Raw genomic sequence first — 25,258 nt, 5'->3', positions numbered from 1 at the left:
GAAAGCGGGGTTCAAAAAACGAAACGAATTAAATCTTCATAATTTCGTCTTCTTTGGTTTTAATTACCTTGTCAATTTGGGCGATGTTGGCGTCGGTCGCTTTTTGCACGTCCGCTTCGTAGCGTTTCAAATCGTCTTCGGTAATTTCGGCCGCTTTTTGGGCTTTTTTGAGCTTTTCAATTACGTCGCGGCGTTCGTTGCGCACGGCTACTTTGAAATCTTCGCTCATTTTGGAAATGTTTTTGGCCAGCTGTTTGCGGCGGTCTTCGGTCATAGAAGGCAGCGTAATGCGGATTACTTTGCCGTCGTTTACGGGGCTGGCGCCCAAGTCGGCTTTTTGAAGGGCTTTGTCAATATCGTTGATGGAGCTGACGTCCCAGGGCTGGATTTCCAAGGTTTTGGCATCCAGCACGTTGATGATAGCCATTTGTTTAATGGGGGTAGGGGTACCGTAGTATTCCACGCGGATGTTTTCCAGCAGGCCTGCGCTGGCGCGGCCGGTGCGGATGGTGGCCAAGTCGCGTTCCAAGCGGGATACGTGTTCGGCCATATTGGTTTTGGTTTTGTTTAAAAGGTTGCTGATGCCTTCCATAGTGTTATTTCCTCGTATAGTGAAATGTTACTTTATTATAGCAATTCTGGCGCGGTTTGCGCGGCGGGAACTTGCGCGGGGTATATGTCGCGGTAAAGCGGCGCCCGCGGGAAAGACTGCGCCGGCGGAAAACGCCGCCCCTCATCTAACGTAACGGTTCCGTCGGGCGACGCCGTCCAGCGGCCGGAAGCGTGGGCGGAAACGTCCTTGCGGTAACTCCCTTCGGAGGCAAAGGAAGCGGTGGGGGAAGCGTACTTCCGGGACATAATCGCTAAGCTTTGCGGCAGTTTGGCGCGGCCGGTAGTTGAAATGGAAGAAATATCCAGCTGGGTAAATTGTCCTTTTTCATCGTAGAATATCGTTTGCTGGGTGTTTTCTTCAAAATTGCGTGTCAGGTTTTGCTGCAATAATCCGTTTTCCCGGTATCGGCTTTCGCGCAAGGGGAGCGGGTGGGTGCTATCCCAGTGGGCGCAATAGGACACCCGGCCCTGCAGCAGCTCTTGCCCGGCGGCGGATTCGCCGCTTTTATACGGATTGGGCGGGAAAAACATATAACCGGCGCTTAGTTTTTTGGGGGCTTGATAGTCTTCGCGGCTTAGCAGAATGTCGTTCTTAAAAAGAAATAAACTGAATTCATTTTTAGAATAAAAAACCTGTTCGCACAAATCGTAGTCCTTTTGCCAGGGCGGGCAGGAAACGGTAATGCGGCGCAGCGGCGTTTGGCCTTTGGGCCCGGCAATGGAAATGTTCTTGCGGTGCAGAGGCGATTGTTCCAACCAATTTTTTTGTTCCTCGGGCGGAACCCGTTTTTTTAACAGATCATTTTTTTGGATGCGTTTTCGGATGTCAAAGACGGTTCTTTGCAGGGCCTTTATCTGTTCCGTACGGGTTTGCTCCAGCGTAGGATCCGTTTTGGGATATTTTGCATGAATGATTTTTGTCCCTGCCGCAATGACCATGGGATACAAAACGATATTCTGGGTTCGCTTGGCCATCTCCTCCAATTGATCCGGCGGGAAAAAAGGTGCCAAATCCTGCTTGGCCAACTGCAGCAGTTCCTCGTTGGAAAGAATGGGGGAAGGGGCAGGTGCTTCTTCGGCCGGGGGCAGGGTAACGGCTGTCTGTTTGGGCGGTACGGGGGGGAGAGGCTGCGGTTCCTCCCGCGGCGCCGCCGGAACGGGCGCCACATTCAATTCTTCTTGGGCGCGTGGGGCCTCCGCCAGGCTGCGTTTCACCTGCCAGATAAGCGAGCAGATGCTGGCCAGTAGTAAGCCTACCAAAATAAGAAAAACAGTCAGGTTCGTGTGTTTTTTCATAAAAATAAAACAGCCCGAAGCAAAACGGAACTTCGGGCCGGTGTTGTCAATTAGTAAATAATCGTTCCCACGTCTTCGCCGCAGAGGGCTTTTTTGATGTTTCCTTTCGTGTGCAGGTTAAACACCTGTACGGGTACTTTGTTTTCCAAGCAGAGGGCCAAAGCGGCGGTGTCCATAAATTGCAGTTGGCGGGCAATGGCCTCTTTGTAGGTAATTTTGTGAATGAGTTTGGCGTTGGGGTTTTTCTTGGGGTCGCTGTCGTACACGCCGTCCACCTGGGTGGCTTTTAGCAGCACATCGGCGTTAATTTCCGAGGCGCGCAGTGCGGCGGCGCTGTCGGTGGTAAAGAAGGGGTTTCCCGTGCCGCCTGCAAAAATAACAATGCGTCCTTTTTCCAAATGGCGCAGGGCTTTGCGGCGCACGAACGGTTCAGCCAGTTGATAAATGTTGATAGAGGTTAGCACCCGGGTAGGCACGCCGGCTTCTTCCAGCGCGGACTGGAGGGCCAGGGCGTTGATGACGGTGGCCAGCATACCCATATTGTCGGAATTGACGCGGTCAATCACGCCGCCTCCGTCGCGTACGCCGCGCCAGATGTTTCCGCCGCCCAGCACAATGGTCAGCTCGCAGTTGCCGCAGCGGTACGCGTCGGCAATTTCTTCGGCGATTTCTTTCAGCGCCTGCGGATTAATGCCGCGGTGGCCTTCGTTAATTAAGGCCTCGCCGGACAATTTGAGCAATACTCTTTTTTTAGGTTGGCAGTTTTTGGATGGGCAGCACGTTTCCATAAATGGGATCCTCTCAGGGTTATTTTGTTTTTACTATTGTAGCACAAAACCGCTTTCTTCGCTACGCGGCGGCTTCTTCTTATGCTGGCGTTTGGTTTGGCTGTTGCGCACCGGCATAAAAAGAAGCCCCTCGCGGGGAGGGGCTTTTGATTAGAAGCGAACGAAACGAACGACTTTCAGTTCACAACCCAAGTTCTTGGATTCTTCGGCTAGGTAATCGGCAACGGTTTTTTTGTTGTCTTTAATGGTCGGCTGTTCCAAGAGGCAGTTTTCTTTGGCAAACTTTTTAACTTTGCCGGGCAACATTTTTTCAATGGCGGCGGCAGGTTTGCCTTCGTTGATGGCCTGGGTTTTGTAAATGTCCAATTCGCGGTCAATCACGGCTTGCGGAATGTCTTTGGCATCCACCCAGCCGCTTTGCATACCGACGGTGTGCATCGCTAAACCGCGGGCAATTTCTTTGGCTTTTTCCATATCTTTGCAATCGCCGATGACGGCCAATTCCAAAATGGAAGCTTTTTTGTTGTCGGAGTGTACATAATAAGCCATCACGCTGCCTTCGGCGGGCGTCCAGTTGTAGCCGCCTTTGAAGGTGGTGTTTTCGCCAAATTTGGGGGCTTGTTCCACGATCATGGCTTTGATGTTTTCATCGGCGGAATAATCCAAGCCGGGGTGTTCCAACACATATTGGGCCAGCTCGTCGGCCAATTTGATGAAGGCATCGGTTTTGGCCACAAAGTCGGTTTCGCAGCCCAGGTAAATCATGGCGTAGTTTTTGCCGTCGGTTTTAACGGATACCCGTCCTTCTTTGGTTTCCCGGTCGGAGCGTTTGGCCATATCCGCCAAGCCTTTTTTGCGCAAAAATACGATGGCTTGTTCCATATCGTCTTTGCATTCCACCAAGGCTTTTTTGCAGTCCATCAAACCGGCGCCGGTTTTTTCTCTGAGGATTTTAATGTTTTCGGCTAAAGACATTTTGTTCTCCTATAATAGGGTTAAATCTGAGCGGAAGCTCCCGCCAAAGCGGGAACTTCCGTGAGCAATTTTATTTGGCTTCTTCGGCCGGAGCTTCTTCTTTGGCTTCGGCTTTCGGTTCAGCTTCCGTTTCGGCTTCGGCTTTCGCTTTGGCTTTTACGGTTTTTTTGGCTTTGGAAGCAGCCGGTTTTTTGGCGGCCGTTTTTCTCTTGGCGGCCGGTTTTTCGGCTTTTGCAGCTTCTTCGGCTTTGGGCTGTTCGGCTTCGGGTTTGGCTTCTTCTTTAGCCGGTTCTTCCGCTTTTACCGTTTCTTCCACCACGACGGTCGTTTCCACGGCGGCCGGGGCAGCGGCTTCGGCTTTTTCGGCGGCCAACATGGCCGTTTCAAACGCCTGAGCCATTACCGGGTTTTCGGCGGGTTGATTTTCAGCGGCTTTTACGGCTTCCAGCTCGGCTTTGCCTTCCAAGATGGAGTCGGCAATCGCGGAGCAGAAAAGCTTAATGGAGCGCGCAGCGTCATCGTTGCCGGGGATCGGCAGCGTGATCATATCGGGGTCGGCGTTGGTGTCGCACACGGCTACCACCGGAATGCCCAACGCATGGGATTCGCGCACGGCGCCGGCGGTGTCCACCGGGTCAATTACAAATACCACATCCGGCAATACTTTCATTTCGCGGATGCCGCCCAAAAGTTTCTGCAAGCGCAGCATTTCTTTGGTCAAGCGGCTGGCTTCTTTTTTGGAGATGGCTTTAAACACGCCGGAAGATTCCCATTTTTCCAGTTCGTTGAGTCTTTCAACCGATTTCTTGACGGTTTGGAAGTTGGTCAGCGTGCCGCCGAGCCATTTTTCGTGGATACAATATGCACCGCAGCGGGCGGCTTCGGCCTGGATGGCTTCCTGGGCTTGTTTTTTAGTGCCGACGAACAAAAATTTGGAGCCTTTTTTGCTTTCTTCTTTAATAAAAGCACAGGCTTTTTTCAGTTCTTTGGCGGTTTTTTGTAAGTCTAAGATATGGACGCCGTTTCTTTCTCCAAAGATAAAGCGGCCCATTTTGGGGTTCCAGCGGGAAGTTTGGTGGCCGAAGTGCACACCGGCTTCCAGCATGGCTTTCATCGATACGTTGCTCATGTTTTCTCCTGTGGCCGCAACCGAAATTAGGGAAGGGGGCTTCCCCGGTGGTTTTGGCCGTGGGTGTCGTCGGGACTGGCTTTGATTTACAAACTGTTTTCGCTATCCCGCTCATATTACACCTTGTATTATTATACCATAAAAAAACCGCGGGCCATATACCCGCGGTTTAAAACTTTTTAAACGGAACAGCGGTTTAGAAGCGTCCGTTCACAATTACCATCGCCGGGAACCAGCCGTTTTCGGCAATGTTTAAAAGACCGATTTGCAGCCCGTCAATGGTTTTGGCGTAGTTTACAAAACCCAGCTGCAAGCCGTTCATGTATTCGGCTTGGTTGAAGAAGCCCCACTGCAAGCCGGTGGTGCTGTGCATAGACAGGTTGACCAAACCCAGCTGCGCGCCGATTAAGTCGTCGTTTTTGGTCAGCAACCCAAACTGGGCGCCTTTTACTTGGTTGGCCAGGTTGATGATCCAGGTCATGCTGACGCCGTTGAGTTCGTATTCGGTTTGGGCAAACAGGAAATCAAACTGCAAGCCGGTGACGGTAGAGGTTTTGGAAGCGATACCCAAATCCACGCCTTTTACGTCGTGAATGTTATTGGGCACGGCTACTGCAATTTCGTCCCAGAGCGAGAGTTTTAAATTGCCCGCTTCGGCAGCCGCGGGCATAGCCGCCGCCACAAATAAAGCCATAATCAAGGCTAGTTTCTTCATGTGTTTGTTGTCCTCCGTTTCGTTTTAAAGTTATTCAACGTTTTTATTGTAGCACTTTTTAGGCATTTTTTTACACAGAAAAACAAGAGTAGAAAGTGCTACAATAAACTAAAGAGGTAAACATATGAAAATAAATTTGGTTTCTTTTAATCCGCTGGCGGCCGACACCGCCGACAATTCTGCCCGCGTGCTGGACTTGCTGCGCGCGCCCGCGCCCCAGGCGGATATATGGGTGCTGCCGGAGGCGGCCTTGTGCGGCTGCCCGCTGTTTGATTTGTTTGACGACAAACGGCTGCTGGCGCAAAATCTGGCCGCGTTGAAAGAAATTGCCAAAGAAACCAAAGAAACGGCCGTCGTTTTGGGGTATATGGACAAACAAAACGGCGCGCCCGCCACCGCCGCGGCATTTATATATAAAGGAAAAATCACCAAAATTTTTGACACCGAAACCGTGTCTTATAAAGGCAAACGCCTCCAGCTGGTGCTGGGCACGCCCGATCAGGCCCCGGCCGACCCGGACGCGGACGCCGTCCTCTTTCTGGCGGCGCGGCCTTATTTAAAAGGAAACATCGCACCGCGGGTGGACGCGCTTAAAAAGTTTGCCAAAAAGCACGGCGTTCCTTCCTTATTATGCTGTTTGTTAGGCGGCGGGGACGGAATGATTTTTGACGGCCTCTTGGCCGCGGCCGACAAAAAAGGCTCCCTAATTTTACTGGGCGAACCTTTCCGCGAGCAGACGCTAACGTTTGATTTGGATGAAAAATATACGCCCGTTTCCTATAAAAAACCGTGGCAGGAAGAATTGCTTTCGGCGCTTGCATTCGGTTTGCGCGACTATGTGCATAAAAGCGGAATGGATAAGGTGATGTTTGGCATCAGCGGCGGGATTGATTCCGCCTTCACGGCCGTACTGGCGGCCAAGGCGCTGGGCGGCGAAAGCGTGTACTGCGTGTCTTTGCCGTCCTACTGCACCAGCGATTTAAGCAAAACGCTGGCCGGGCAATTGGCCCGCACGTTGGGGGTAAATTTGGAAGAAGTCGGCGTGATTCCGGCGTTGGGCGGCGTGAAGGAAGCCATTTCACATATCGTTTCGCACCCCAAAGACACTACCGAACAGGAACTGCAGTCCCGCCTGCGCACCACCATTTTGGGGGCGCTGGCCAGCGAATACCACGCCATGCTGATTTCTACCGACGATAAAAGCGAATGTGCGGTAGGATCCTTTGTACTCTACGGCGATGCCGGCGGCAGCTTGCAGCCGATCGGCGATTTGTATAAGAGCGAAATTTACGAACTGGCGGAATACATTAATAAACAAGGGGAGCTCATTCCGCGCGGCATTATTGAACGCGCCCCCACTTCCGAGTTAAGCCCCAACCAAAAAGACGAAGACCAACTGCCGCCCTATTCCGTGCTGGACAAAATGCTCCGCGCTTATTTGGAAGAAGGCAAAACACCGGAAGAAATCAGCAAAAAATTTCATGTTAAGGCGGCTGTGGTGCAGGATGTGTTAACCCGCGTCAACCAGGCGGATTTAAAACGCCGCCAAACGGCCCCTGCCCTGCAGGTAAGCGCGCATCCGTTTGCATCCGTCTTGCGGCCGATTATCAAAAAGGTAAACTTGTAATGATTCGCAAAAGCGTGTGGCTGGGATTGTGCCTGTGTGTCGGTTCGTGCGTGTACGGGGCGGACACGGTGTTCCTTGGCCCGACGAATCTGCGCGTAAGCGACCAGGGGGAATTTTCGTGGGTGGATACAACCCCCAAACCGCAAGCGTTTGACAACCTGTGGGCCTACCGCTATTACCCCATTGAAAAAAAGCTGACGGGCATGGGCGTGAAAGTGGCCGTGGCCGACAGCGGCATTTCTTCCCATCCGGAATTTAACGGCAAACATATTATGGGGCAGGATTTTACCATGTCCGGCGCGCTGACGGATTTAAAAAACCACGGCACGGGCGTGGCCGGCATTATCGGCGCGCGCGGGCTGCGCTTTACGGGCATTGCGCCGGAAGCCTCGCTGCTTATTTACAAGATAGACGACGGCAGCCGCTTAATCGGCCCGCAGGCCGCGGCCAATGCGCTCAATACGATTTTAACCTACAACGAACAGAACCCCAACGATAAAATTACTGTCATTAATTTAAGCTACGGCGTTTCGGGCGGCGGCTACGCCGCACTGACTAACGCCGTTAACCGCGCGCACGACTCGGGGATTACGATTGTTTCTCCCGCCGGGAACTATGGCTTTCCGGGCGTGTTTTACCCGGCCAATTTGTCCACCGTCATTGCCGTAAGCGCCTTGGGGGCGGACGGAAAAACCCTTTATCCCAATTCTGCCTACGGGCCGGAGGTGGACTTTATCGCCCCCGGAGACCGGGTATTCACCGCTTCTTCAGACGGCGGCTATACTCTGATGAGCGGCACTTCCGCGGCGGCGGGCTTTGTAAGCGCCGCGGCGGCGCTGGCGGTGGAAGGCCTTACCCGCCAATTGGGCCGCTACCCCACGGCGCAGGAAGTGAAAGACGCCCTTAAAAAAGCGGCCGTCAAAATCCCGGGCCTGCCCGATATTGCCCAAGGAAACGGAATGATTGACGTTGCCAAACTGGAAAGCCAATTTGAAGCTAAAAAATGAAAACAAAGGTCTCATCTAAAAAACCGCGAAAAGTAATCCGCCGGAAATTGTTTAATTTAACCAGCCCCATTTTTGTGGAAACGCTGCTGATTATGCTTACCGGCACGGTGGACGTGTTTATGCTCAGCCGCTATTCGGACGAAACCGTCGCCGCCGGGGGGGTAGTCAACCAACTGCTCAACTTGGTGTTTATTCTCTACGGCATTACCACGCTGGGCACTTCCGTGTTGTGCGCGCAGTATTTAGGCGCCAAACAAAAGAAAAATGTGGCCCAGGTGATAGGGGTTTCGCTGCTGGCCAACTTACTGATGGGCCTGTTGGTAAGTGCAGGGCTGTTCTTCTTGGCACGGCCTTCGCTGCAGCTGATGGGGTTGGACGAGAGCCTGATCGGGTACGGCATTTCGTATATGAAAATTGTGGGCGGGTTTTCGTTCTTGCAGGCCCTGTCCATGACGCTTTCCGCCATTTTAAGAAGCCACAACAAAGCGTATTACCCGATGTTTGTTACCTTGCTGATTAACATCGTCAACGTCATCGGCAACTATATGCTGATTTTCGGCAATTTCGGTGCGCCGCGCCTGGGGATTACGGGGGCGGGTATTTCCACCTCGCTAAGCCGCCTCTTGGCGGTGGGACTGCTGGCCTATATTTTGTTTAGCAAAGTAACGGCGGTGCCGTCCCTTAAATTATTTAAGCCCTTCCCGTGGGATAAAATTAAAAACCTGCTGACTATCGGCCTGCCGGCGGCGGGGGAACAGGTGTCGTATAATTTATCGCAGGTGTTAATTACGTACTTTTCCGTGATGCTGGGTACGGCCGCGCTGACGGCGCGTACGTATGCGATGAGCATTGTGATGTTTTCGTACGTGTTTGCCATTGCTATCGGCCAGGGGGCGGCCATTTCCATCGGGCATTTGATCGGGGAGGAGCGCGACAATGCCGCCTTCTCGGTAGAAAAATACTCCATTAAACTGGCCATGCTGGTAACGGTGTGCATTTCGGTGCTGACGGCGCTGGTTGGAACGGATATTTTTAAACTACTTTCTTCCAACCCCGAGGTGATTTCCATTGGCGCAACGGTGCTGTACATTGATGTGTTGCTGGAAATCGGCCGGGCGGTCAACATTACGTCCGTCAACTCCTTAAACGCGGCGGGGGACGTTATGTATCCGTTCATTACGGGCATTATCGTGATGTGGGGGGTGGCCACGCTGCTTTCCTATGTGCTGGGCATTTGGTGGGGCTGGGGGCTCAACGGCATATGGCTGGCTATGGCGCTGGACGAAAACATCCGCGCCGTGGTGTTTGAACGCCGCTGGAAAAGCCGCAAGTGGGAAGATAAAAGCTTCACGCGCCGGCGCGCGTAACGGGCAGAAGTTATTTGCTAAAATATATATATATGAGCGAAAAATCTTTTTACCAAGAATATGATGTCCCGCAGGATTTGCAGTTTAAAACCGCCGATATTATCCGCATGGGCGGGCTGGATTGCACGGCCCGGCTGAGCCCCAAGTATTTTGCGGATGTTTTTGCCGCGCCCAATCAAATTACGCAGGTCAATGTGGCGCTGTCTTTTTCGGTGGCCTCCCACGAAATTTTGGTGCGGGGCAATATCAGCGGCAAGCGCCGGGTGCAGTGCGCGCGCTGTTTGAAGATGACCGAGCAGCCCTTTGCCGAAGAATTTTTGGAAACATATAGCAACAAGTTAGAAATAATTGATATAATGTTACTGGTAAGACAAACGCTGGCTTTAACGGAGGAAATCCGTTTTCTGTGCAAGCCCGATTGCAAGGGGCTTTGCCCGCAGTGCGGCCAAGATTTAAACGAAGGGCCGTGCGCCTGCAAGCCGGTGAATTTGTCGCCTTTCGCCGAACTGAAAGGAAAATTTAAGTAAGAATTCGATTGAATTTTACTAGAGTAAAACAGGAGTTAGACAAATGCCGAATCCAAAGAAAAAACACACTCGTTCCCGCCGGGACATGAGAAGATCCCACAATTCCGGAGTAGAATTGCCGCAGCTCGTGGCCTGCCCGAATTGCAAATCTCCCAGACTGCCGCACAACGTCTGCCCGACTTGCGGATTCTATAAAGACAGAGTGGTCGTGGCCCAGAAAACCAAGGCCGAAGCAACCGAAGAAGCCAAATAACCGTTATTATGAAAATAGCCCTGGACGCATTAGGCGGAGATTTCGGCGCAAAGCCCAACGTGTTGGGCGCTTTGAAGGCGGCCAAAGAACTGAAGTTGGAAGTTATTTTGGTCGGCAACGAAGCCGTATTGCGCGAAGAACTCAAAACGCTTGGCTACGCGGATTTGCCTAAAAACATTTCCATCGTCCATGCACCCCAAACCATTGACATGGGGGCCGAACCCGCCAAAGAATGCCGCAGCAAAAAAAACGCCAGCATCGTGGTATGCGCCAACTTGGTGCGCCGCGGGCAGGCGGATGCTTTTGTTTCGGCCGGTCATTCCGGCGCGGCAATGGTGGCGGCGTTGTTCGGCATGGGGCGCATTAAAGGCGTCCAGCGGCCGGCTATTGCCACGCCTATGCCGACGTACAAAGGCGTAAGCCTGCTTTTGGACGGCGGCGCCAATGCCGATTGCAAACCCATTCACCTGCTGCAGTTTGCGGTAATGGGCTCGGCCTATATGCAAAAAGTGTTTGATATTCCGGCGCCTTCGGTGGGCATTTTGTCCATCGGGGAAGAGGAAACCAAAGGCAACTTTTTGGTCAAACACACCATTCCGCATATGCGCGAAATCGGCGTGAACTTTAAAGGAACGGTGGAAGGACGCGACGTAAATACAGGCGATACGGATGTCATCGTCTGCGACGGATTTGTGGGAAACATCGTTTTAAAAATGGCCGAAGGTTTGGCCAAAACGATGATTCAAATGATCAAGCGCGAAATCAAAAAACGCCCGCTGGCGGTGTTGGGCGCCCTGCTTGCCAAGGGTGCTTTCAAAGCCGTCAAAAACCATACCAACCCGGACTGCTACGGCGGTGCGCCGTTGGTGGGGGTAAACGGCGTGGCGATTATTTCGCACGGCAAATCCAACGATTTTGCTATTTTTAACGCCATTAAAACGGCCGCCCGCCTGGTGGAAAAAGATTTCATCGGCGATATTGCCGCAAAAATGGCTGCTTTGAAACCGACTTTTGAGGCGATTGAAAAAGAAATCCATCAGGAGGAAGCCTAATGGCGGATTTTAAAGGGAAAACCGTTTTGGTTACCGGCGCTACGCGCGGCATTGGCTTGGCTATCGCCGAAGAATTTGCCAAAGCCGGCGCCAATCTGGCCATTTGCGGCACCCATCCGGACGCTTTGGCCCCGGCGGCCAAAACCTTAAGCGCCCACGGCGTAAAGGTGTATACCCAGCCGGTAAACGTAGCCCACGCGCAGGATTGTGAACAGTTTGTTCAAAATACCCTCAAAGAATTGGGCTCGGTGGACGTACTGGTAAACAATGCGGGCATCACCAAAGACAATTTAACCGTACGCATGAGCGAAGAAGACTGGGATGACGTGATAGCCGTCAACCTGAAGGGTACGTTTTTAATGTCCAAGGCCGCTTTGAAAGTGATGTTTAAAAAGAGAAGCGGCAACATCGTCAACATTTCTTCCGTAGTGGGGGAAATGGGCAACGCCGGGCAGGCCAATTATGTGGCCAGCAAGGCGGGCATTATCGGGCTGACGAAAACTTTCGCCAAAGAATTCGGCTCTCGCGGCGTGCGGGTAAATGCCGTGGCGCCCGGTTTTGTGCAAACCGCCATGACCGACGCCCTGCCCGAAGACGTAAAGGCAAAAGCTTTAGAAGCGGTGCCGCTTAAACGATTTGCTACGACGCAGGATATCGCCAAAGCAGTAATGTTTTTGGCCAGCGAAGATGCTTCGTACATTACGGGGCATATTCTCGCCGTCAATGGCGGGCTTTATATTTGATAAAATTGTAAACAAGGGGAAGCCCCTTTTAATTACCGGAGGACTAAAATGTCTGTAGAAAACGTGCAAGAAAGAGTAAAAAATATCATTGTGGATCAGTTGGGTGTGGAAGCCGACCAGGTGAAACCCGAAGCCCAGTTCGTGAATGATTTGGGCGCCGATTCCTTGGATACGGTAGAACTGATCATGACGCTGGAAGAAGAATTCAACATCGAAATTCCGGACGAAAAAGCCGAAAAGATCAAAACGGTTGGCGAAGCGATTGAATACATTGAACAAAACGCCAAAAAATAATTGTGTATACGGATATAGAGCATATCATTGGATATTGCTTTAAAGATAAGGCCGTTTTAAAGGAAGCACTCACTCACAAGTCCTTTGCCGGGGAGCACCGCAGCGCCAAACACAACGAGCGCTTGGAGTTCCTGGGGGACAGTATATTAGGCGCTATTGTTGCGGATTATATCTACAACCAATGCCCTCATGTAGAAGAGGGAGTGCTTTCTAAAATTAAGTCTAACTTAGTTTCCAGACGCAACCTGTATCTTTGGGGCAAACAAATGGACTTGGGCCGTTATATGAGCTTGGGCCACGGCGAGCTGGCCACCGGCGGCAGAGAGCGCGACAGTATCATCTCCAACGCGGTGGAAGCGGTGATTGGCGCCGTGTATATAGACGGCGGTTACCCGGCGGCCGAAGCGATGATTTTGCCTTGGGTAAAAACCCAAGCCCTTACGCAGGACGCCCAAGATTTTAAGAGTGTACTGCAGGAATTTCTGCAAAAACGCGGCCAGCATACGCCCGTGTACGAAGTGATTCAAACCGTGGGCCCGGAGCACGACAAAACGTTTACCGTGCGCGTGAGCCTGGGGGAGAAAGAGTTGGGAGTCGGAAAAGGCCGAAATAAAAAATTGGCCGAACAATCCGCTGCGCATGCGGCGTTGGAGCAGTTGAAAAAGAAATAAGGAGGGTGCCTATGCTTCCGCATAAGAAGGACTCTGCGAAAGTCAGTGTTCCGTCGTCGGAGAGGAAACTGCCGGAAGCCTTGTCCGTGCTTACCAAAAAACCGCTGGTAACGCTTGCCATTGTGGCGGCGCTGCCGGTAATTTTGATGCTGGCATTCACCTTTAAAAGCGGCTACACCCCCAATTCCAAAAATACCAAGTTTGACGATATCGTCATCGTCAAAACGCCTACCGAAATTGCCGACGAGGCCACCGACGCGCTGCAAAAAAAAGATACACAAACGTTTACCGATATTTTAAATACCCAAACCAAAAATAACCCCAACATCGTCAACAGCAAAGGCGACCCGCTGATTGTAATGGCGGCCACCATGGGCAATTTGGAAGCCGTACAGCAGCTTATTTTAAACGGGGCGGACGTCAATAAGGCAAACGCCTTTAACAAAGACACGGCCCTTCTGCGCAGCCTGTATGGCAATTTCCCGGAGATTACCCGCCTGCTGGTGTATTCCGGGGCGGATATTAATGCCAAGAACAATTATAACCATTCTCCCATGTATTTGGCCTTGGAGAAGAAACTGCCCGAATTTATTGACTTGTTCCTTACCAGCGGCGTAAAAGAAGGATTAAATTCCGACAATCTTTTCCGCGCCAGCGCCAAAAAGAACCCGATGGGCGTGTTGGCTATGCTCAAGGGGGGCGTGGATCCGAACGTAAAGAATGAAAAAGGAAACACGCCGCTTATTATTTCGGCTTCGCTGGGGGATGTGGAAAGCGTACAGGCGCTTATGGCCTACCGGGCCGATGTAAACGCCGCCAATAACGACGGCAACACCTCCCTTATTTATGCGGCGCGCTATAATCATCCGGAAATTATCCGCGAGCTTTTAAAACCGCAGACGATGCAAGCCCCGCTGGACGTAAATATGCAAAACAAACAGGGGCAAACCGCTTTGTACTGGGGGGCGGCCAAAGGGTATGAAGAAGTGGTGCGCCGCCTGCTGGCAGCCGACGCCGACCCGACCATCGCCGCCAAAGACGGATTGATTCCGTATATGATCGCCCGCAAAAATAAACGCGGGCAAGTGCTGGAATGGTTTAATAAAGACATTCGGGAAGTTAAAAACAGCGTAATTGAACAGGATAATGCCGCGCTGATTGCCCAGGCCAAAGCCGAAGGCCGCGAACTGCCGGAACTGGCGGGCCAAAAAAACCAAACAAAACCCGTTACGGAAGATGATATTTTCACGGCGGCACAGACGGGGGATATGGAACTGGCCAAGAAAGTGATTGCGTCCAATAAAGCGGCCGTATTTAAAAAGAACAAGGCCGGCTATACGCCCTTGTTTATTGCGGTGCAAAACGGGCAAATCGAAATGGTTACCTATTTGGTGGACAATATGGCGCGCCTGTTTGAATCGTCCCCGCAGGGAAACGTCTTCCATGTGGCGGTAAACACGCAAAATTTGGAAATGCTCAAACATTTGGTCAGTCTGGCGCGCAAAGAAGGGCGCTTGGCCATGATGCTGGAATACCGCGCCGCGCCGCAGAAGAATGCCCAATCCATGACGCCGCTTGGCTATGCGGCCTTGCTGTGCAACAAAGAAATTTACGATTACTTGGTATCGGTGGGTGCCAAAGACGGCGGACTGAGCAAAAAGCCTAACATCTTGGGCTATAAAACGCCGGCCGATTTAATGCAGGAATGCAAAGCCAAACCGGCGCAGGCCAAAACGCTGACGCGTTCTGCCGCCAAACGGCGCTGACGAAGTGCCCCTTTGTTAACCGGCTCCGCCAGTTCAGGCGGGGCCGGTTTTTTGTGGGCAAGAAGGAATTACAAAAGGATTTTTAGAATATAAAAAACCCCGTGGGCTGCCACGGGGTTTTTAAATGCTGTTGTATGAATTACGGATGGATTTTGTCCATCATGCGCGGGAACGGAATGGTTTCACGCACGTGCTGCAAACCGCAAATCCAGCGCACCATGCGTTCAATGCCCATACCAAACCCGGAGTGGGGCACGCTGCCGTAGCGGCGCAAATCCAGGTACCACTCGTAGCCTTTGGGGTCTAAGCCCTGTTCTTTCAAACGGGCGAGCAAGGCGTCGTAATCGGCCTCTCTTTCGCTGCCGCCGATAATTTCTCCGGCACCTTCCGGGCCAATCACGTCCACCGCCAAGACCACTTTGGGGTTTTTGGGGTCGCGTTTCATATAGAAAGCCTTAATGGCGGCCGGGTAGCGGTGAATCATAATCGGGGTGTCGTAATCTTCGCCCAGCAGGGTTTCTTCGTCGCCGCCGATATCGCCGCCCCAGGGGGTGTTATTGCCTTTTTTATGCAAAATTTCAATGGCGTCCGTATAATCAATACGGGGGAATTTCTTTTCCACCGTGGCTTGCAGTTTGGACGTATCACGCTCCAAAGTTTTCAAGTCGGCCGCCCGGTTGGTAAGCACTTGGCGGATGATGTATTTAATAAAGTCTTCCGCCAAATCCATATTATCGTCCAAATCGTTATAGGCCACTTCGGGTTCCACCATCCAGAACTCCGTTAAATGGCGGCGGGTTTTGCTTTTTTCGGCGCGGAAAGTGGGGCCGAAACAATACGTGCGGCCCAGCGCCATGGCAGAGGCCTCGGCATACAGCTGCCCGCTTTGAGAGAGAAATGCCTTTTCGCCGAAATAATCGGTTTCGAACAGCGTGCTGGTGCCTTCACACGCGGCGGGGGTTAAAATGGGGGAGTCCGCCAATACAAAGCCGTTTTTATGCAAGTATTCGCGAATGGCAAAAATAATTTCGTCGCGGATGCGCAAAATAGCGGTCTGCTTGGCCGATCTCAGCCACAAATGGCGGTAATTCATCAAAAATTCGGGCCCGTGTTCTTTGGGGGAAATCGGGTAGTCTTTGGCCATTTGCAGCACTTCTAAATTCTTTACGCCCAGCTCATAGCCCAAGGGGGAGCGTTTGTCTTCCCGCACGGTACCGGTTACGATAATGGAAGATTCTTGGGTTACTTTATCGCCCAGTTCAAACTGTTCCGGAGAAACGTCTCCTTTAAACATCACGCATTGGATGATGCCGCTTCCGTCGCGCAGCTGCAGGAAATGCAGCTTGCCGCTGGAGCGTTTGTTGTACAGCCAGCCCTTTAAGGTAATTTCTTGGCCCAAGTACTGGCCCACGTCTTTGACGCGATATTTGCTAGACATAATTTCCTCTACAAAATAAAAAGTATATGTATATTGTAGCTTTTTGAGACAAGAAAATAAAATCACTTTGCCGTGTGCGCCCGCGCAAAAGGGGCACGCCTCAGGCGCGCAGGAAAGCGGCACGGAAAAGAAGTGCAAGACCTTTTCCGCATTGGCGCCGTGTGGCGCAGGACTACTTTGTACGACGTGAAAAAATAAAATTATTTTTCTTTTTAAATTCGGATATGCTATAATAAATATGTTGCAAGAAGGCCCAGTCCTTACGAAAACGATTTTTCGGGCGTGTAGCTCAGCTGGGAGAGCGCCTCGTTCGCAACGAGGAGGTCGTCGGTTCGATCCCGATCACGTCCACCATTTAGCTAAAACCACGCTTAGGCGTGGTTTTCTTGTTTACGGACAAAGAAACGAACGAGGCGCGTTTCGCTTCCGACGTGAGCGGAGGAGGTCGTCGGTTCGATCCCGATCACGTCCACCATTTAGCTAAAACCACGCTTAGGCGTGGTTTTCTTGTTTTAGGGGATAAACTAACGAGGCGCGTTTCGCTTCCGAAGTGAGCGGAGGAGGTCGTCGGGCGGGTCCCGATCACGTCCACCATTTAGCTAAAAACCACGTTTAGACGCGGTTTTCTTGTTTTAGGGGATAAACTAACGAGGCGCAGCCGCTTCCGAAGTGAGCGGAGGAGGTCGTCGGGCGGGTCCCGATCACGTCCACCATTTAGCTAAAAACCACGTTTAGACGCGGTTTTCTTGTTTTAGAGAATCATCCAGCCGGCATATATCTCCATTTCCAGGCCTATGTGGATGTAGGACTAAAGGCCCTCGTTTTGTAGCGTATTTTTTGCTAAAGTATACATTGAAAATCTGTTTTTTAAAATTATACTTTTAAAAAAGACTCCTACAAGGAGAACATATGAAACGTTTATTATCTATTCTGTTTGTGTTATTTGTTTCCACGGGTTTTTCGTGGGGATCTGCCGTGTGGGACGACTCCTCTCACGAGCAGCTTTCTGCCGGGAATTCGTCCGTATTGCGTTTGCAAAAAATCAGAAATTATGAATTTTTTCTTTCCAATATCATATTCCCCAAGCAGAAAAAAGAAGTGGTTGTTTGGGCTTCTGTTAATATCCCCAGACTGGCCACCGCGAATGAACTGACCGGATATTTGGAGAACAACCCCAGTTATTGGCGGGGTGTAACAGAAATTGCCCCATATCTGGAACAGGCTTGGAAAGATTGGCGGGATAAAGCCAATGCGTGGCTGCCCGAAAAATACTATCTGCCGGAACTTAAGTTTACGTTAAAAGATATCTATAAGGCCCGTATGGCCCGCAACGTTCACTATAATCCCAAAGCTTTAAACCTTACTTTGGAAATCACTACGGGTAAGATTGGTTCCGATTCTGTCCGCGGCCGTGCTATTCCGTATTTTACGGATGACGGTAACGGATTTGGGCAAATCCAATTTTTTATGGAAGAAGAATGGATGGGGTGGTTAAATTCGTTAAATAAATCGGAAGAAGAACAAGCCATCGCCGCCAAAGAATACAAAAAAGCTGCCAGTGCCCAACTGGCGGGGGAAAGTTATTTTTCCTCTCCCAGTTCTATCGGGAAGGACTGGGATTCCTATTTAAGTGACGATTCCAAACGCTTCTTTAATATGCTTTCTAAAATTCCGGTTGCGGAATGGAAAAGCAAAGGCCCTTGGGCGGATTATCATCAATACGTCGTTACCCACGAAGTGGGACACTTGTTTGGATTAGTGCATATTAACGACAAAAGTTCTATTATGCATCCTTCCATTATTGGTGGACAAGGCGTTGTTCGTCCCAGCTCGGAAGACGGCCTTCGCTTAGCCACGTTGGTTTGTTGGTATCACAACCAGCGTGCCAAGAAGGAAGTTTGCGTTCCGCTTAAGCACAGCAAGGAAGAGCAGGAAGTTCGGAACCGGATTCAATCCTTGTTAAAAACTTGGAAAGAGCAACCGCCCGTATCGCCTGCGTTAGCCGCGTTGAAAGAAATGGCAACCCCGTCTACCACGACGTTGCCGGAAATCCCCGGTAAACCGGTTACCCGGCAGGGTTTTAACCAATCGGCCAGTGCAGAAACCCCTGTTGCGGTTGCCGTACCGGTTGCCACAACAGAAAGAACGGTGGCTGCGGCGGAAGAGTCTAGCACGGCGGAAAAAGCTCCTTCTGTGCTGAATCAACCTGTTGCCCAGCGTACGGCGGCTCGCCCGGCCCCTTTAAGCGGCGGCTTGACTCCCAGCACCGGTTTTGTACAAAAAATACCGGTCAAAACGCCGACGCCTCCGCAGTTGCAGCCTAAGTCTTTTGCAAAACGCGCTCCTCAAGCGGTGGAAGAAGGCTCGCCAGCTGGCGTGGCCAAAGCCGGTGCCGTGCCTCCGGTTGCCGAAGTAAAGAAACCGGTTAAAAAATGCTATATTTGCGGCAAAGAACTGGAAGAAGGCGAGTATTATTCATTTTCGCAAAGCCGCCACGTACATAAAAATTCCCTGTGCGCTTACCGGGCCTTTGCCCAGTATCACGCCACGGATGATGCCAGCTTGGCCCGCTATGAAGATTTCTACTTCCTGCATATGCCGCAGGATGTCGTGCAGGCGCGGGAAAATTTAAAGAATTTAGGACTTACGATTAAAGACGTCCGCCGCTATGCCGCGCAGGAAGCCGCCGCCAAAAAGGCGCAGCAAGAGCAGATTCAAGCCCAGTTCCGGGAAACGAAACAGCAGGAAGAAGCCCGCGCCAAAAAGCAGGAAAAATGCGGTTTCTATATGGTGGTAACAAAGGACGATCTTTCCCGCTACGCGCAAGAAAACAAAGAAGTTCTTCAGCAAATCAGCAAGAAAGAAAAGGGCGGGCGCGTGCTTTCCAAAAAAGAGCGGCTTGTCAAACAAAATTACAGCCAACTCTATAAGAACTACGAGCTTACCCAGTATTGCCAAGAACAAGAAAAATAATTTTCACAGGCCTCCGCAAGGAGGCCTTTTTATGACTATCCCGCAGAAACATAAAATGCTAAAATTAACTATATGTCTAAACTAGTACGCGGGTTCAGAGATATTTTTGAACCCCAATCCAAAAATTTTACCGAATTGGAAAATTGCGCCCGCGGCGTATTTTCCCTCTATGGGTTTGGCGAATTGCGCCTGCCCACCGTGGAACTTAAAGAGCTGTTTATTAAATCCACCGGCGAAACTACCGATATCGTCCAAAAAGAGATGTACGCCTTTGAAGATGCGGGGCACCGCCAATTGGCCATCCGCCCCGAAGGCACCCCCGGCGTGGTGCGTGCCTATCTGGAAAATAATTTCACGCAAAACGCGCCGGTTCAGAAGTTTTATTACATCGGCAATATGTTCCGCGCCGAACGCCCGCAGGCGGGCCGCTACCGCGAGTTTGAACAAATCGGGGCGGAGTATATAGGCAACTCGGCTCCGGCGGCGGATGCCGAAGTGATTTTGATGTTAAAAGACATTGTGGCCAAATTCGGCGCCAAAAATTATAAGGTCAAAATTAACAGCTTGGGCTGTGACAAATGCCGCCCGCTCTACCGCCAGGAATTAATTGATTTCCTCTCCGCCGAAAAAGATACCCTTTGCGAAAATTGCCAAACCCGCTTGGAGAAAAACCCCTTGCGCGTGTTGGACTGCAAGATAGACGGCTCCCGTTTTGCGGGCCGCGTGCCTACGATGAAGCTTTGCCCCGAATGTCAGGCGCATTTTGACGAAGTGCAAGCCCTGCTGAAAGGGAAAATTGATTTTGAAGTAGACCCCATGCTCGTGCGCGGGCTGGATTATTATTCCCGCACGGTATTTGAATTTCAGGCGGGGGATGCCTCTCAAAACGCCATTGCGGCGGGGGGGCGCTACGATACTTTGGTGAAACACATGGGCGGCCCCGCCACGCCGGCCATCGGCTGGGCGATGGGTGCCGAACGCGTGATTATGGCCCGCGGCGAAACCGTGCCCGCCAAACAAAAAAGCGTATATGTGGTTTCGCTGGACAAAACCTGCAACGAAACGGCCTTTAACCTGATGCAAACCCTTCGCCACGCGGGCATCCGCACGGAAGGGGGCTTGTTTGACAAAAACGTCAAAGGCCAAATGAAACAATCCGACCGCTGCGGCGCGTCGTACGCGCTTATTTTGGGCGAAGACGAACTGGCCAAACAGGCGGTTACGCTCAAGGATTTAACGACGGGCGAACAAAAACAAATTCCATTTGAAGCTTTAACTGATGAGGTAAAAAAACTGGTATGAAACGAACAAACTATTGCGGGGACATTACCGCTTCCCTGCTGGGCACCAAACAAACCCTGTGCGGATGGGTAAACAGTTACCGCAACCACGGGGGCGTGCTGTTTATCGACGTGCGGGACAGAAGCGGCATCTGCCAAGTGGTGGTAGAGCCGTCTAAGCCGTTCTTTGCCGAAGCTTCCGCCGTGCGCAATGAATACGTGGTGGAAGTAACGGGCACCGTAAACCGCCGCATTGAAGGCGCCGTAAACAAAAATATGAAAACCGGCGAAATTGAAGTGGTGGCGGAAGAATTTAAAGTGTTAAACACCTCCATTCCGCTCCCGTTTGACGTGGACAAATCCCTCTCGGTAGCCGAAGAAATCCGTTTAAAATACCGGTACCTGGACTTGCGCAACCCGCACATGTATGCCAATTTACTGCTGCGCCACCGCATTATGCAGGCCGCCCGCCGCTATCTGGACGGGCAAGGATTTCTGGAAGTGGAAACCCCTATTTTGACGCGCTCCACCCCGGAAGGCGCACGCGACTATTTGGTTCCTTCCCGCGTGCACCACGGCGAATTTTACGCCTTGCCGCAAAGCCCGCAAATGTTCAAGCAAACGCTGATGGCCAGCGGCATTGACCGCTACTTCCAGCTGGCGCGCTGCTTCCGCGACGAAGACCTCCGCGCCGACCGCCAGCCCGAACATACGCAGATTGATATGGAAATGTCGTTCGTAACGATTGACGATATCCACGAGGTGGTGGAAGGGCTGATGAAAGAAATTTTTAAAACGGCCGGCAAAGACATTTCCGTTCCGTTCCCCAAGCTTTCTTACCATGACGCTATGGAAAAATACGGCTCGGACAAGCCGGATTTGCGCTACAGCCTGGAAATGAAAAACGTCAACGACGTTTTCAAGAACACCGGGTTTAAAGTGTTTAAAGAAGTCTTGGCTGCCGGCGGAGCCATCCGTGCGCTGCGCGGCGAAAAAGGCGCCGCCTATTCGCGCGGACATTTGGATAAACTGACGGAACTGGCCAAAAAGAACGGCGCGAAAGGATTGGTGTGGCTGAAAGTAAAAGACGGCGCGCTGGAAGGCCCTTCTGCCAAGTTCTTTACGCCGCAGGAAATGAGCGCTTTAAAAGAAGCCGTGAGTGCGCTGGACGGCGATATTATTTTGGTAGGAAGCGACGCCAACCTGCACACCTGCCAAACGTTTATGGGCGCGCTGCGCAAAGAATTGGTTAAAGAATTGCCCCGCCAAAGCGAATGGGCTTTTGCGTGGATTACCAACTTCCCGCTGTTGGAATATATCCCGGAAGAAGACCGCTGGGACGCCGCACACAACCCCTTTACGGCCCCGGTGGAAGAAGACCTGCCCAACTTGGAAAAGGATCCCGGCTCCGTCCGCTCCTATCAGTTTGACTTGGTGTTAAACGGCAACGAGCTGGCCTCCGGTTCGGTGCGCAACTGCCGCCGCGAAGTGCAGGAACGGATTTTGGCCTTGATGAAACACTCCAAAGAAGAATCCGCCCGCCGTTTCGGCATGCTGTTAAACGCGCTGGAAGCGGGGGCGCCTCCTCACGGAGGGATCGGCCTGGGGTTAGACCGCATTACCGCCCTGCTGGCCGGCGAAGAGTCCATCCGCGAGGTCATTGCCTTCCCTAAGACGGCTCAGGCCGTCTGCCCGCTGACGGATTCGCCCAATGTGGTAGATGACATCCAGCTGAAAGAACTGGGCATTGAAATCAGCAAAGAATAAAGTTTTAAAACCCCGCTTCGGCGGGGTTTTTTATCGGGCGTTTAAGCGTTTTTGCAGTACGCGCGCGTTCGGAAAAGGGCCTGACAAAAGGGCCTTTTTGAAGTATAATGAAAATATGAAAACATCTCGCTTCCTAATTGCTTTGTTGGTTTGCTTCGGATTTGTTGCCTGCACTCCGCCGGAAGACGAAGTGCACCCCAAACGCCGCTCGGCCCGGGCCGATAATTTGCAGCGCTATATGAACAAGGCCCAGCATCACCGCGCCATGGCGCAAGCACGCTCGAAAGCTATCGTGCAAGGCCCGCTGGTGGACGCAGACGTTTTAAAAGAATTTTTGCCGCAAATGCCGGACTTGCGGATTTCTTCTCAAATTTTTGCCCAGAAAAACGCCCTTCAAAATGAAGTGCGCCAGGCGCACGCCCGCCGGGCAGCCCAAGAAACGGGGGAATTGTTGGCTCAATTTCGCGAAGAAGCCATGGCCGCCGCGCTGACGGCGCAAACCCCGCAGGAACTGGCGACAAAGCTGGACGAAACAACAGCTTTGTATTCGCAAAAAATAGCGGCTTTTTCCAAAAACCAGCAAGCGGCTTCGTGGGCCTTGCCGGATGAGGAGCAGAGCCTCCTTTCCCGCCAAACCCTGCAGGATGCCGTAGACGGATTAACGGAAGGCATTGAGCGGGATTACGGAAGCGTCTGCGCGCAAAAAGCTCAGCCGGTGCTGCATAAGGCGGCAGATGATTATTGGCTGGCGCTCTCGTCCGTTTCCGATCCGCAGGAAATGGAGCAGGAACTGACGCGGGTGGGCGACGAAGCCGATGAAGCCTTCCGCGGCGTGGTGGCCGCGTATGGAGACCCGGTGGTTACGGTGTCGGATGACCAAGCGGCTTCGCTGCGGGCGCGGCTGATTGCGGCGCATCAGCAAATTGAAAACCAATTTGATAAATTGTACGGCAAAGAAGCGGTGCTGAAAACGCGCGACATTTTTGAGCGCTACAAAGACGCGGCGGATCAAATCGTCCGCCGGGCGGCACGCCTGAGCCAAATGCAAAATGAATTAAACCAAGCCGGCGAAACCTACCGCAAAGAAATGGCGGCCCTGCAAGTGGCGTTAAATGAAAGTTTGGAACGCCGCGCGGCGGAAGTGAGGGGAATTCCGGTTTCGGTGGCAAGGAAATAACATATGAATAACAATAAGCGGCTGTTTCAGCTGGGAATTTTAATTATTGCTTTACTCGCCATTGGATTGGCGTGGCTGCGTATTTCGGCTTATCATCAGCAGGTGTCTCCGGCCGGGGCGGCCAATCAAATCCGGCAGGAGCAGCGCCGTGTTATTGCAGACTTAAAGGCTGAAGAAATTTTGGGCATTGATCCGCAGCAATCCCTCAGTAAAGAAGAAAAACGCGCCCTGGCGGTGCAGTGGTATGCCAGAAGGCCGGATTTGTCTATCAGACGGCCGGGGCATGCCGAGGCGGACGCTTTTTCCGCCCGACCTTATGCCCGCCCGCAAAAGGGGGTGCGCGGTTCTTTTGGGGCGCAGTCGTCCGCAGTTTCTTCCTACCGCCCCAAAGGGCTTTCTGCCGCCGATTACGGCCGGTATGGCTCTTCTTCCGGTTCGTATACGGGGGGAGCTGACGGCCAGCAGGCGGGGGTTTATCGCCCGTCCGTGCAGGAGCAAATGCAGGCCGAGCGGGAACGCTCCTTTGCGCCGTTTATGGCCAGTGTTCCCAAAGAACAGCAAAAACGGCTGCAAATGCAGTTAAAAGGGCTTTCCAGCGGGATTAACCGCGCCGTGGCCAAGGCGTTGCTTCCCAAAAGCAAAAAAGACGCTAATATAGAAAAATACCTCCAGCGTCATGCCTCGCCGGAAGCGGCCCATGCCGGGCCGTTTGCGCCGGTGCTGGAGCAAGTGTCCGCCCAAAAGGCGGGGGTGGTGCACAGCATGGGGCAGGCGTTTGGGCAAGAGGCCGCGCAGGAAGCGTCTAAAGTAATGGATTCGTTCCAAAGCGAAATGGCCGCCGTCGTCAATGCGCCGGGGCAAACCTCTGAGCAAATTGCCGAAAAAGTACAGCAAGTGGCTCAAAAGTACGAGCAGAAACTGCAAAAAATGTCGGAAGACAACGGATTTAAAAAGTTTGAACAGGAACGCATTGAAAAGGACAATTTATTAAAGCAGGAAATTTCTAAGCAGTACGGGGAAGATTTGGCCGCGCAGGCGGGAGCCAAGATTGACGAATTCCGCGAGAAGGATATGCTGCTGGCCCGCCAAGGCTTGCCGCCGGAACAGTATTACGAGCAGCAGCTGGCCAACCAAAGCGAACGCCGCAAAGCGTTGGAAGACTTAATTGCCAAAAGCGGCAAATCCACCAAGGGCTTAATGGAAGCGGAAGATGAAGTGGAAAAGCAGGAAGTGGCCCAACGCCTGAAAGATGAAGAAGAAGGAAAAACGCTGGCGCGCAGCTACAAAGCGGGCGAAAAGGAGCTGGCGGCGATTGACAAGTCCCTTAGCCAGGAACGCCAGGAAAAACTGCAAACGGCCGGCATGGTGTACGGCGAGGACGGCGCCCGCCGCATTGATGCGGTATACCAAAAATACTACGACGAATATATGAAAATTTGGCAAAACCCCGATTCGTCCAAAACGGATAAACAGCAAGCTTCCATGAAGCTGCGCCAGGATGTAAACAAACAGTTGGAACAAATTCAAAACGATCCACAAATGCAGGAAGCCCGCTTAAACCGCCAAGTGGACAGTTCGTTGGCGCAAATTATGAAAGACCCTGGCTTGCGCGGCGCCTCGGCCGAGCAAAAAGCCGCCCTGCAGGAAAGAGCCCGCCCTGTGTTGCGGGAGATGTATGAAAAGGTAAATGAGGTGGTGGCGTCGGATCTGCCGGAGGCGGAGAAACAAAAACAAATCCAGCAAATCCAAGCTTCGGCACAGCAAAAATTGGCCGGTCAATAAATCTGTTAACTGCCAAAAC

General features: G+C 52.0%; 22 protein-coding genes and 1 tRNA gene. 16 read left to right on the top strand and 7 right to left on the bottom strand.

Features of this window, described 5'->3' with window-relative positions:
* Positions 1-28: 28 nt before the first annotated feature.
* The 6 genes from frr to B5F75_RS03325 all read right to left on the bottom strand — a co-directional run bounded on the left by frr (position 29) and on the right by B5F75_RS03325 (position 5,515).
* Complete coding sequence (frr, locus tag B5F75_RS03350) at positions 29-592, bottom strand: ribosome recycling factor (protein WP_204201201.1); 564 nt, start codon at positions 590-592, stop codon at positions 29-31.
* 35 nt (positions 593-627) lie between these two features.
* Positions 628-1,908: a hypothetical protein gene (locus tag B5F75_RS03345; RefSeq protein WP_087287929.1), complete on the bottom strand. Its 1,281-nt coding sequence runs from the start codon at positions 1,906-1,908 to the stop codon at positions 628-630.
* Positions 1,909-1,958: 50 nt separating this feature from the next.
* Entirely contained in the window at positions 1,959-2,696 is a 738-nt protein-coding gene (gene pyrH, locus B5F75_RS03340) for a UMP kinase (RefSeq protein WP_087287928.1), read from the bottom strand.
* A 150-nt stretch (positions 2,697-2,846) separates the two neighbouring features.
* The gene (tsf, locus tag B5F75_RS03335; protein ID WP_087287926.1) at positions 2,847-3,671 is read right to left on the bottom strand and encodes a translation elongation factor Ts; all 825 of its coding nucleotides are present in this window, start codon (positions 3,669-3,671) and stop codon (positions 2,847-2,849) included.
* A 70-nt stretch (positions 3,672-3,741) separates the two neighbouring features.
* A complete protein-coding gene (rpsB, locus tag B5F75_RS03330) occupies positions 3,742-4,800 on the bottom strand; it encodes a 30S ribosomal protein S2 (RefSeq protein WP_087287924.1) in 1,059 nt (352 codons plus the stop codon).
* 196 nt (positions 4,801-4,996) lie between these two features.
* Complete coding sequence (locus tag B5F75_RS03325) at positions 4,997-5,515, bottom strand: LA_2272 family surface repeat-containing protein (RefSeq protein WP_087287922.1); 519 nt, start codon at positions 5,513-5,515, stop codon at positions 4,997-4,999.
* A 124-nt stretch (positions 5,516-5,639) separates the two neighbouring features.
* Here B5F75_RS03325 and nadE point away from each other — a divergent pair, with 124 nt between their 5' ends.
* The 10 genes from nadE to B5F75_RS03275 are packed head-to-tail and all read left to right on the top strand — an operon-like array spanning position 5,640 to position 14,822.
* Positions 5,640-7,142 carry an NAD(+) synthase gene (gene nadE, locus B5F75_RS03320; RefSeq protein ID WP_087287920.1) on the top strand — a complete coding sequence of 501 codons (1,503 nt, stop codon included), beginning with the start codon at positions 5,640-5,642 and terminating at the stop codon, positions 7,140-7,142.
* The gene (locus B5F75_RS03315) at positions 7,142-8,149 is read left to right on the top strand and encodes a S8 family peptidase (RefSeq protein ID WP_087287917.1); all 1,008 of its coding nucleotides are present in this window, start codon (positions 7,142-7,144) and stop codon (positions 8,147-8,149) included. Before nadE ends, B5F75_RS03315 begins: the two co-directional genes overlap by 1 nt.
* On the top strand, positions 8,146-9,516 hold the full coding sequence (locus B5F75_RS03310; protein ID WP_087287915.1) for an MATE family efflux transporter: 1,371 nt from the start codon (positions 8,146-8,148) through the stop codon (positions 9,514-9,516). The genes B5F75_RS03315 and B5F75_RS03310 overlap by 4 nt, the downstream gene beginning before the upstream one ends.
* Before the next feature lie 32 nt (positions 9,517-9,548).
* Positions 9,549-10,043, top strand: coding sequence for a YceD family protein (locus tag B5F75_RS03305; protein WP_204201200.1), 495 nt, complete (start codon positions 9,549-9,551; stop codon positions 10,041-10,043).
* Positions 10,044-10,086: 43 nt separating this feature from the next.
* Complete coding sequence (gene rpmF / locus B5F75_RS03300; RefSeq protein WP_087287913.1) at positions 10,087-10,296, top strand: 50S ribosomal protein L32; 210 nt, start codon at positions 10,087-10,089, stop codon at positions 10,294-10,296.
* Positions 10,297-10,304: 8 nt separating this feature from the next.
* Positions 10,305-11,348, top strand: coding sequence for a phosphate acyltransferase PlsX (gene plsX / locus B5F75_RS03295; RefSeq protein WP_087287911.1), 1,044 nt, complete (start codon positions 10,305-10,307; stop codon positions 11,346-11,348).
* Positions 11,348-12,091 (top strand): 3-oxoacyl-[acyl-carrier-protein] reductase, encoded by a 744-nt coding sequence (gene fabG / locus B5F75_RS03290; RefSeq protein ID WP_087287909.1) that lies wholly within the window; start codon positions 11,348-11,350, stop codon positions 12,089-12,091. Before plsX ends, fabG begins: the two co-directional genes overlap by 1 nt.
* 48 nt (positions 12,092-12,139) lie before the next feature.
* Entirely contained in the window at positions 12,140-12,385 is a 246-nt protein-coding gene (locus B5F75_RS03285; RefSeq protein WP_087287907.1) for an acyl carrier protein, read from the top strand.
* Between the two features lie 2 nt (positions 12,386-12,387).
* Positions 12,388-13,056 (top strand): ribonuclease III, encoded by a 669-nt coding sequence (gene rnc / locus B5F75_RS03280; RefSeq protein ID WP_158093761.1) that lies wholly within the window; start codon positions 12,388-12,390, stop codon positions 13,054-13,056.
* Between the two features lie 11 nt (positions 13,057-13,067).
* Positions 13,068-14,822 carry an ankyrin repeat domain-containing protein gene (locus B5F75_RS03275; RefSeq protein ID WP_087287903.1) on the top strand — a complete coding sequence of 585 codons (1,755 nt, stop codon included), beginning with the start codon at positions 13,068-13,070 and terminating at the stop codon, positions 14,820-14,822.
* Positions 14,823-14,961: 139 nt separating this feature from the next.
* Here the strand turns inward: B5F75_RS03275 and asnS are convergent, their stop codons facing one another.
* A complete protein-coding gene (gene asnS, locus B5F75_RS03270; protein WP_087288290.1) occupies positions 14,962-16,260 on the bottom strand; it encodes an asparagine--tRNA ligase in 1,299 nt (432 codons plus the stop codon).
* 278 nt (positions 16,261-16,538) lie between these two features.
* On the opposite strand from asnS, the gene B5F75_RS03265 reads away from it, so the two are divergent.
* From B5F75_RS03265 to B5F75_RS03240, 6 genes are all read left to right on the top strand, one after another.
* Positions 16,539-16,614, top strand: a tRNA-Ala gene (locus tag B5F75_RS03265).
* Between the two features lie 555 nt (positions 16,615-17,169).
* On the top strand, positions 17,170-19,233 hold the full coding sequence (locus B5F75_RS03260; RefSeq protein WP_087287901.1) for a matrixin family metalloprotease: 2,064 nt from the start codon (positions 17,170-17,172) through the stop codon (positions 19,231-19,233).
* Positions 19,234-19,305: 72 nt separating this feature from the next.
* Positions 19,306-20,535 carry a histidine--tRNA ligase gene (gene hisS / locus B5F75_RS03255; protein ID WP_087287899.1) on the top strand — a complete coding sequence of 410 codons (1,230 nt, stop codon included), beginning with the start codon at positions 19,306-19,308 and terminating at the stop codon, positions 20,533-20,535.
* A complete protein-coding gene (gene aspS / locus B5F75_RS03250; protein ID WP_087287897.1) occupies positions 20,532-22,280 on the top strand; it encodes an aspartate--tRNA ligase in 1,749 nt (582 codons plus the stop codon). The genes hisS and aspS overlap by 4 nt, the downstream gene beginning before the upstream one ends.
* Positions 22,281-22,395: 115 nt before the next feature.
* Positions 22,396-23,457 carry a hypothetical protein gene (locus tag B5F75_RS03245; protein ID WP_087287895.1) on the top strand — a complete coding sequence of 354 codons (1,062 nt, stop codon included), beginning with the start codon at positions 22,396-22,398 and terminating at the stop codon, positions 23,455-23,457.
* A 3-nt stretch (positions 23,458-23,460) separates the two neighbouring features.
* On the top strand, positions 23,461-25,239 hold the full coding sequence (locus B5F75_RS03240) for a hypothetical protein (RefSeq protein ID WP_087287894.1): 1,779 nt from the start codon (positions 23,461-23,463) through the stop codon (positions 25,237-25,239).
* Positions 25,240-25,258: the final 19 nt, after the last annotated feature.

Source organism: Elusimicrobium sp. An273 (assembly GCF_002159705.1).
In the GTDB taxonomy this organism is placed as follows: domain Bacteria; phylum Elusimicrobiota; class Elusimicrobia; order Elusimicrobiales; family Elusimicrobiaceae; genus Avelusimicrobium; species Avelusimicrobium gallicola.
The sequence above is the reverse complement of the archived record's forward strand: the minus strand, read 5'-3'. Positions and strand labels throughout refer to the sequence as shown.

What these genes read in the sequence shown, in the direction of transcription:
- frr (WP_204201201.1), bottom strand. Translation starts at nt 592, where the DNA reads ATGGAAGGCATCAGCAACCTTTTAAACAAAACCAAAACCAATATGGCC.
- B5F75_RS03345 (WP_087287929.1), bottom strand. Translation starts at nt 1,908, where the DNA reads ATGAAAAAACACACGAACCTGACTGTTTTTCTTATTTTGGTAGGCTTA.
- pyrH (WP_087287928.1), bottom strand. Translation starts at nt 2,696, where the DNA reads ATGGAAACGTGCTGCCCATCCAAAAACTGCCAACCTAAAAAAAGAGTA.
- tsf (WP_087287926.1), bottom strand. Translation starts at nt 3,671, where the DNA reads ATGTCTTTAGCCGAAAACATTAAAATCCTCAGAGAAAAAACCGGCGCC.
- rpsB (WP_087287924.1), bottom strand. Translation starts at nt 4,800, where the DNA reads ATGAGCAACGTATCGATGAAAGCCATGCTGGAAGCCGGTGTGCACTTC.
- B5F75_RS03325 (WP_087287922.1), bottom strand. Translation starts at nt 5,515, where the DNA reads ATGAAGAAACTAGCCTTGATTATGGCTTTATTTGTGGCGGCGGCTATG.
- nadE (WP_087287920.1), top strand. Translation starts at nt 5,640, where the DNA reads ATGAAAATAAATTTGGTTTCTTTTAATCCGCTGGCGGCCGACACCGCC.
- B5F75_RS03315 (WP_087287917.1), top strand. Translation starts at nt 7,142, where the DNA reads ATGATTCGCAAAAGCGTGTGGCTGGGATTGTGCCTGTGTGTCGGTTCG.
- B5F75_RS03310 (WP_087287915.1), top strand. Translation starts at nt 8,146, where the DNA reads ATGAAAACAAAGGTCTCATCTAAAAAACCGCGAAAAGTAATCCGCCGG.
- B5F75_RS03305 (WP_204201200.1), top strand. Translation starts at nt 9,549, where the DNA reads ATGAGCGAAAAATCTTTTTACCAAGAATATGATGTCCCGCAGGATTTG.
- rpmF (WP_087287913.1), top strand. Translation starts at nt 10,087, where the DNA reads ATGCCGAATCCAAAGAAAAAACACACTCGTTCCCGCCGGGACATGAGA.
- plsX (WP_087287911.1), top strand. Translation starts at nt 10,305, where the DNA reads ATGAAAATAGCCCTGGACGCATTAGGCGGAGATTTCGGCGCAAAGCCC.
- fabG (WP_087287909.1), top strand. Translation starts at nt 11,348, where the DNA reads ATGGCGGATTTTAAAGGGAAAACCGTTTTGGTTACCGGCGCTACGCGC.
- B5F75_RS03285 (WP_087287907.1), top strand. Translation starts at nt 12,140, where the DNA reads ATGTCTGTAGAAAACGTGCAAGAAAGAGTAAAAAATATCATTGTGGAT.
- B5F75_RS03275 (WP_087287903.1), top strand. Translation starts at nt 13,068, where the DNA reads ATGCTTCCGCATAAGAAGGACTCTGCGAAAGTCAGTGTTCCGTCGTCG.
- asnS (WP_087288290.1), bottom strand. Translation starts at nt 16,260, where the DNA reads ATGTCTAGCAAATATCGCGTCAAAGACGTGGGCCAGTACTTGGGCCAA.
- B5F75_RS03260 (WP_087287901.1), top strand. Translation starts at nt 17,170, where the DNA reads ATGAAACGTTTATTATCTATTCTGTTTGTGTTATTTGTTTCCACGGGT.
- hisS (WP_087287899.1), top strand. Translation starts at nt 19,306, where the DNA reads ATGTCTAAACTAGTACGCGGGTTCAGAGATATTTTTGAACCCCAATCC.
- aspS (WP_087287897.1), top strand. Translation starts at nt 20,532, where the DNA reads ATGAAACGAACAAACTATTGCGGGGACATTACCGCTTCCCTGCTGGGC.
- B5F75_RS03245 (WP_087287895.1), top strand. Translation starts at nt 22,396, where the DNA reads ATGAAAACATCTCGCTTCCTAATTGCTTTGTTGGTTTGCTTCGGATTT.
- B5F75_RS03240 (WP_087287894.1), top strand. Translation starts at nt 23,461, where the DNA reads ATGAATAACAATAAGCGGCTGTTTCAGCTGGGAATTTTAATTATTGCT.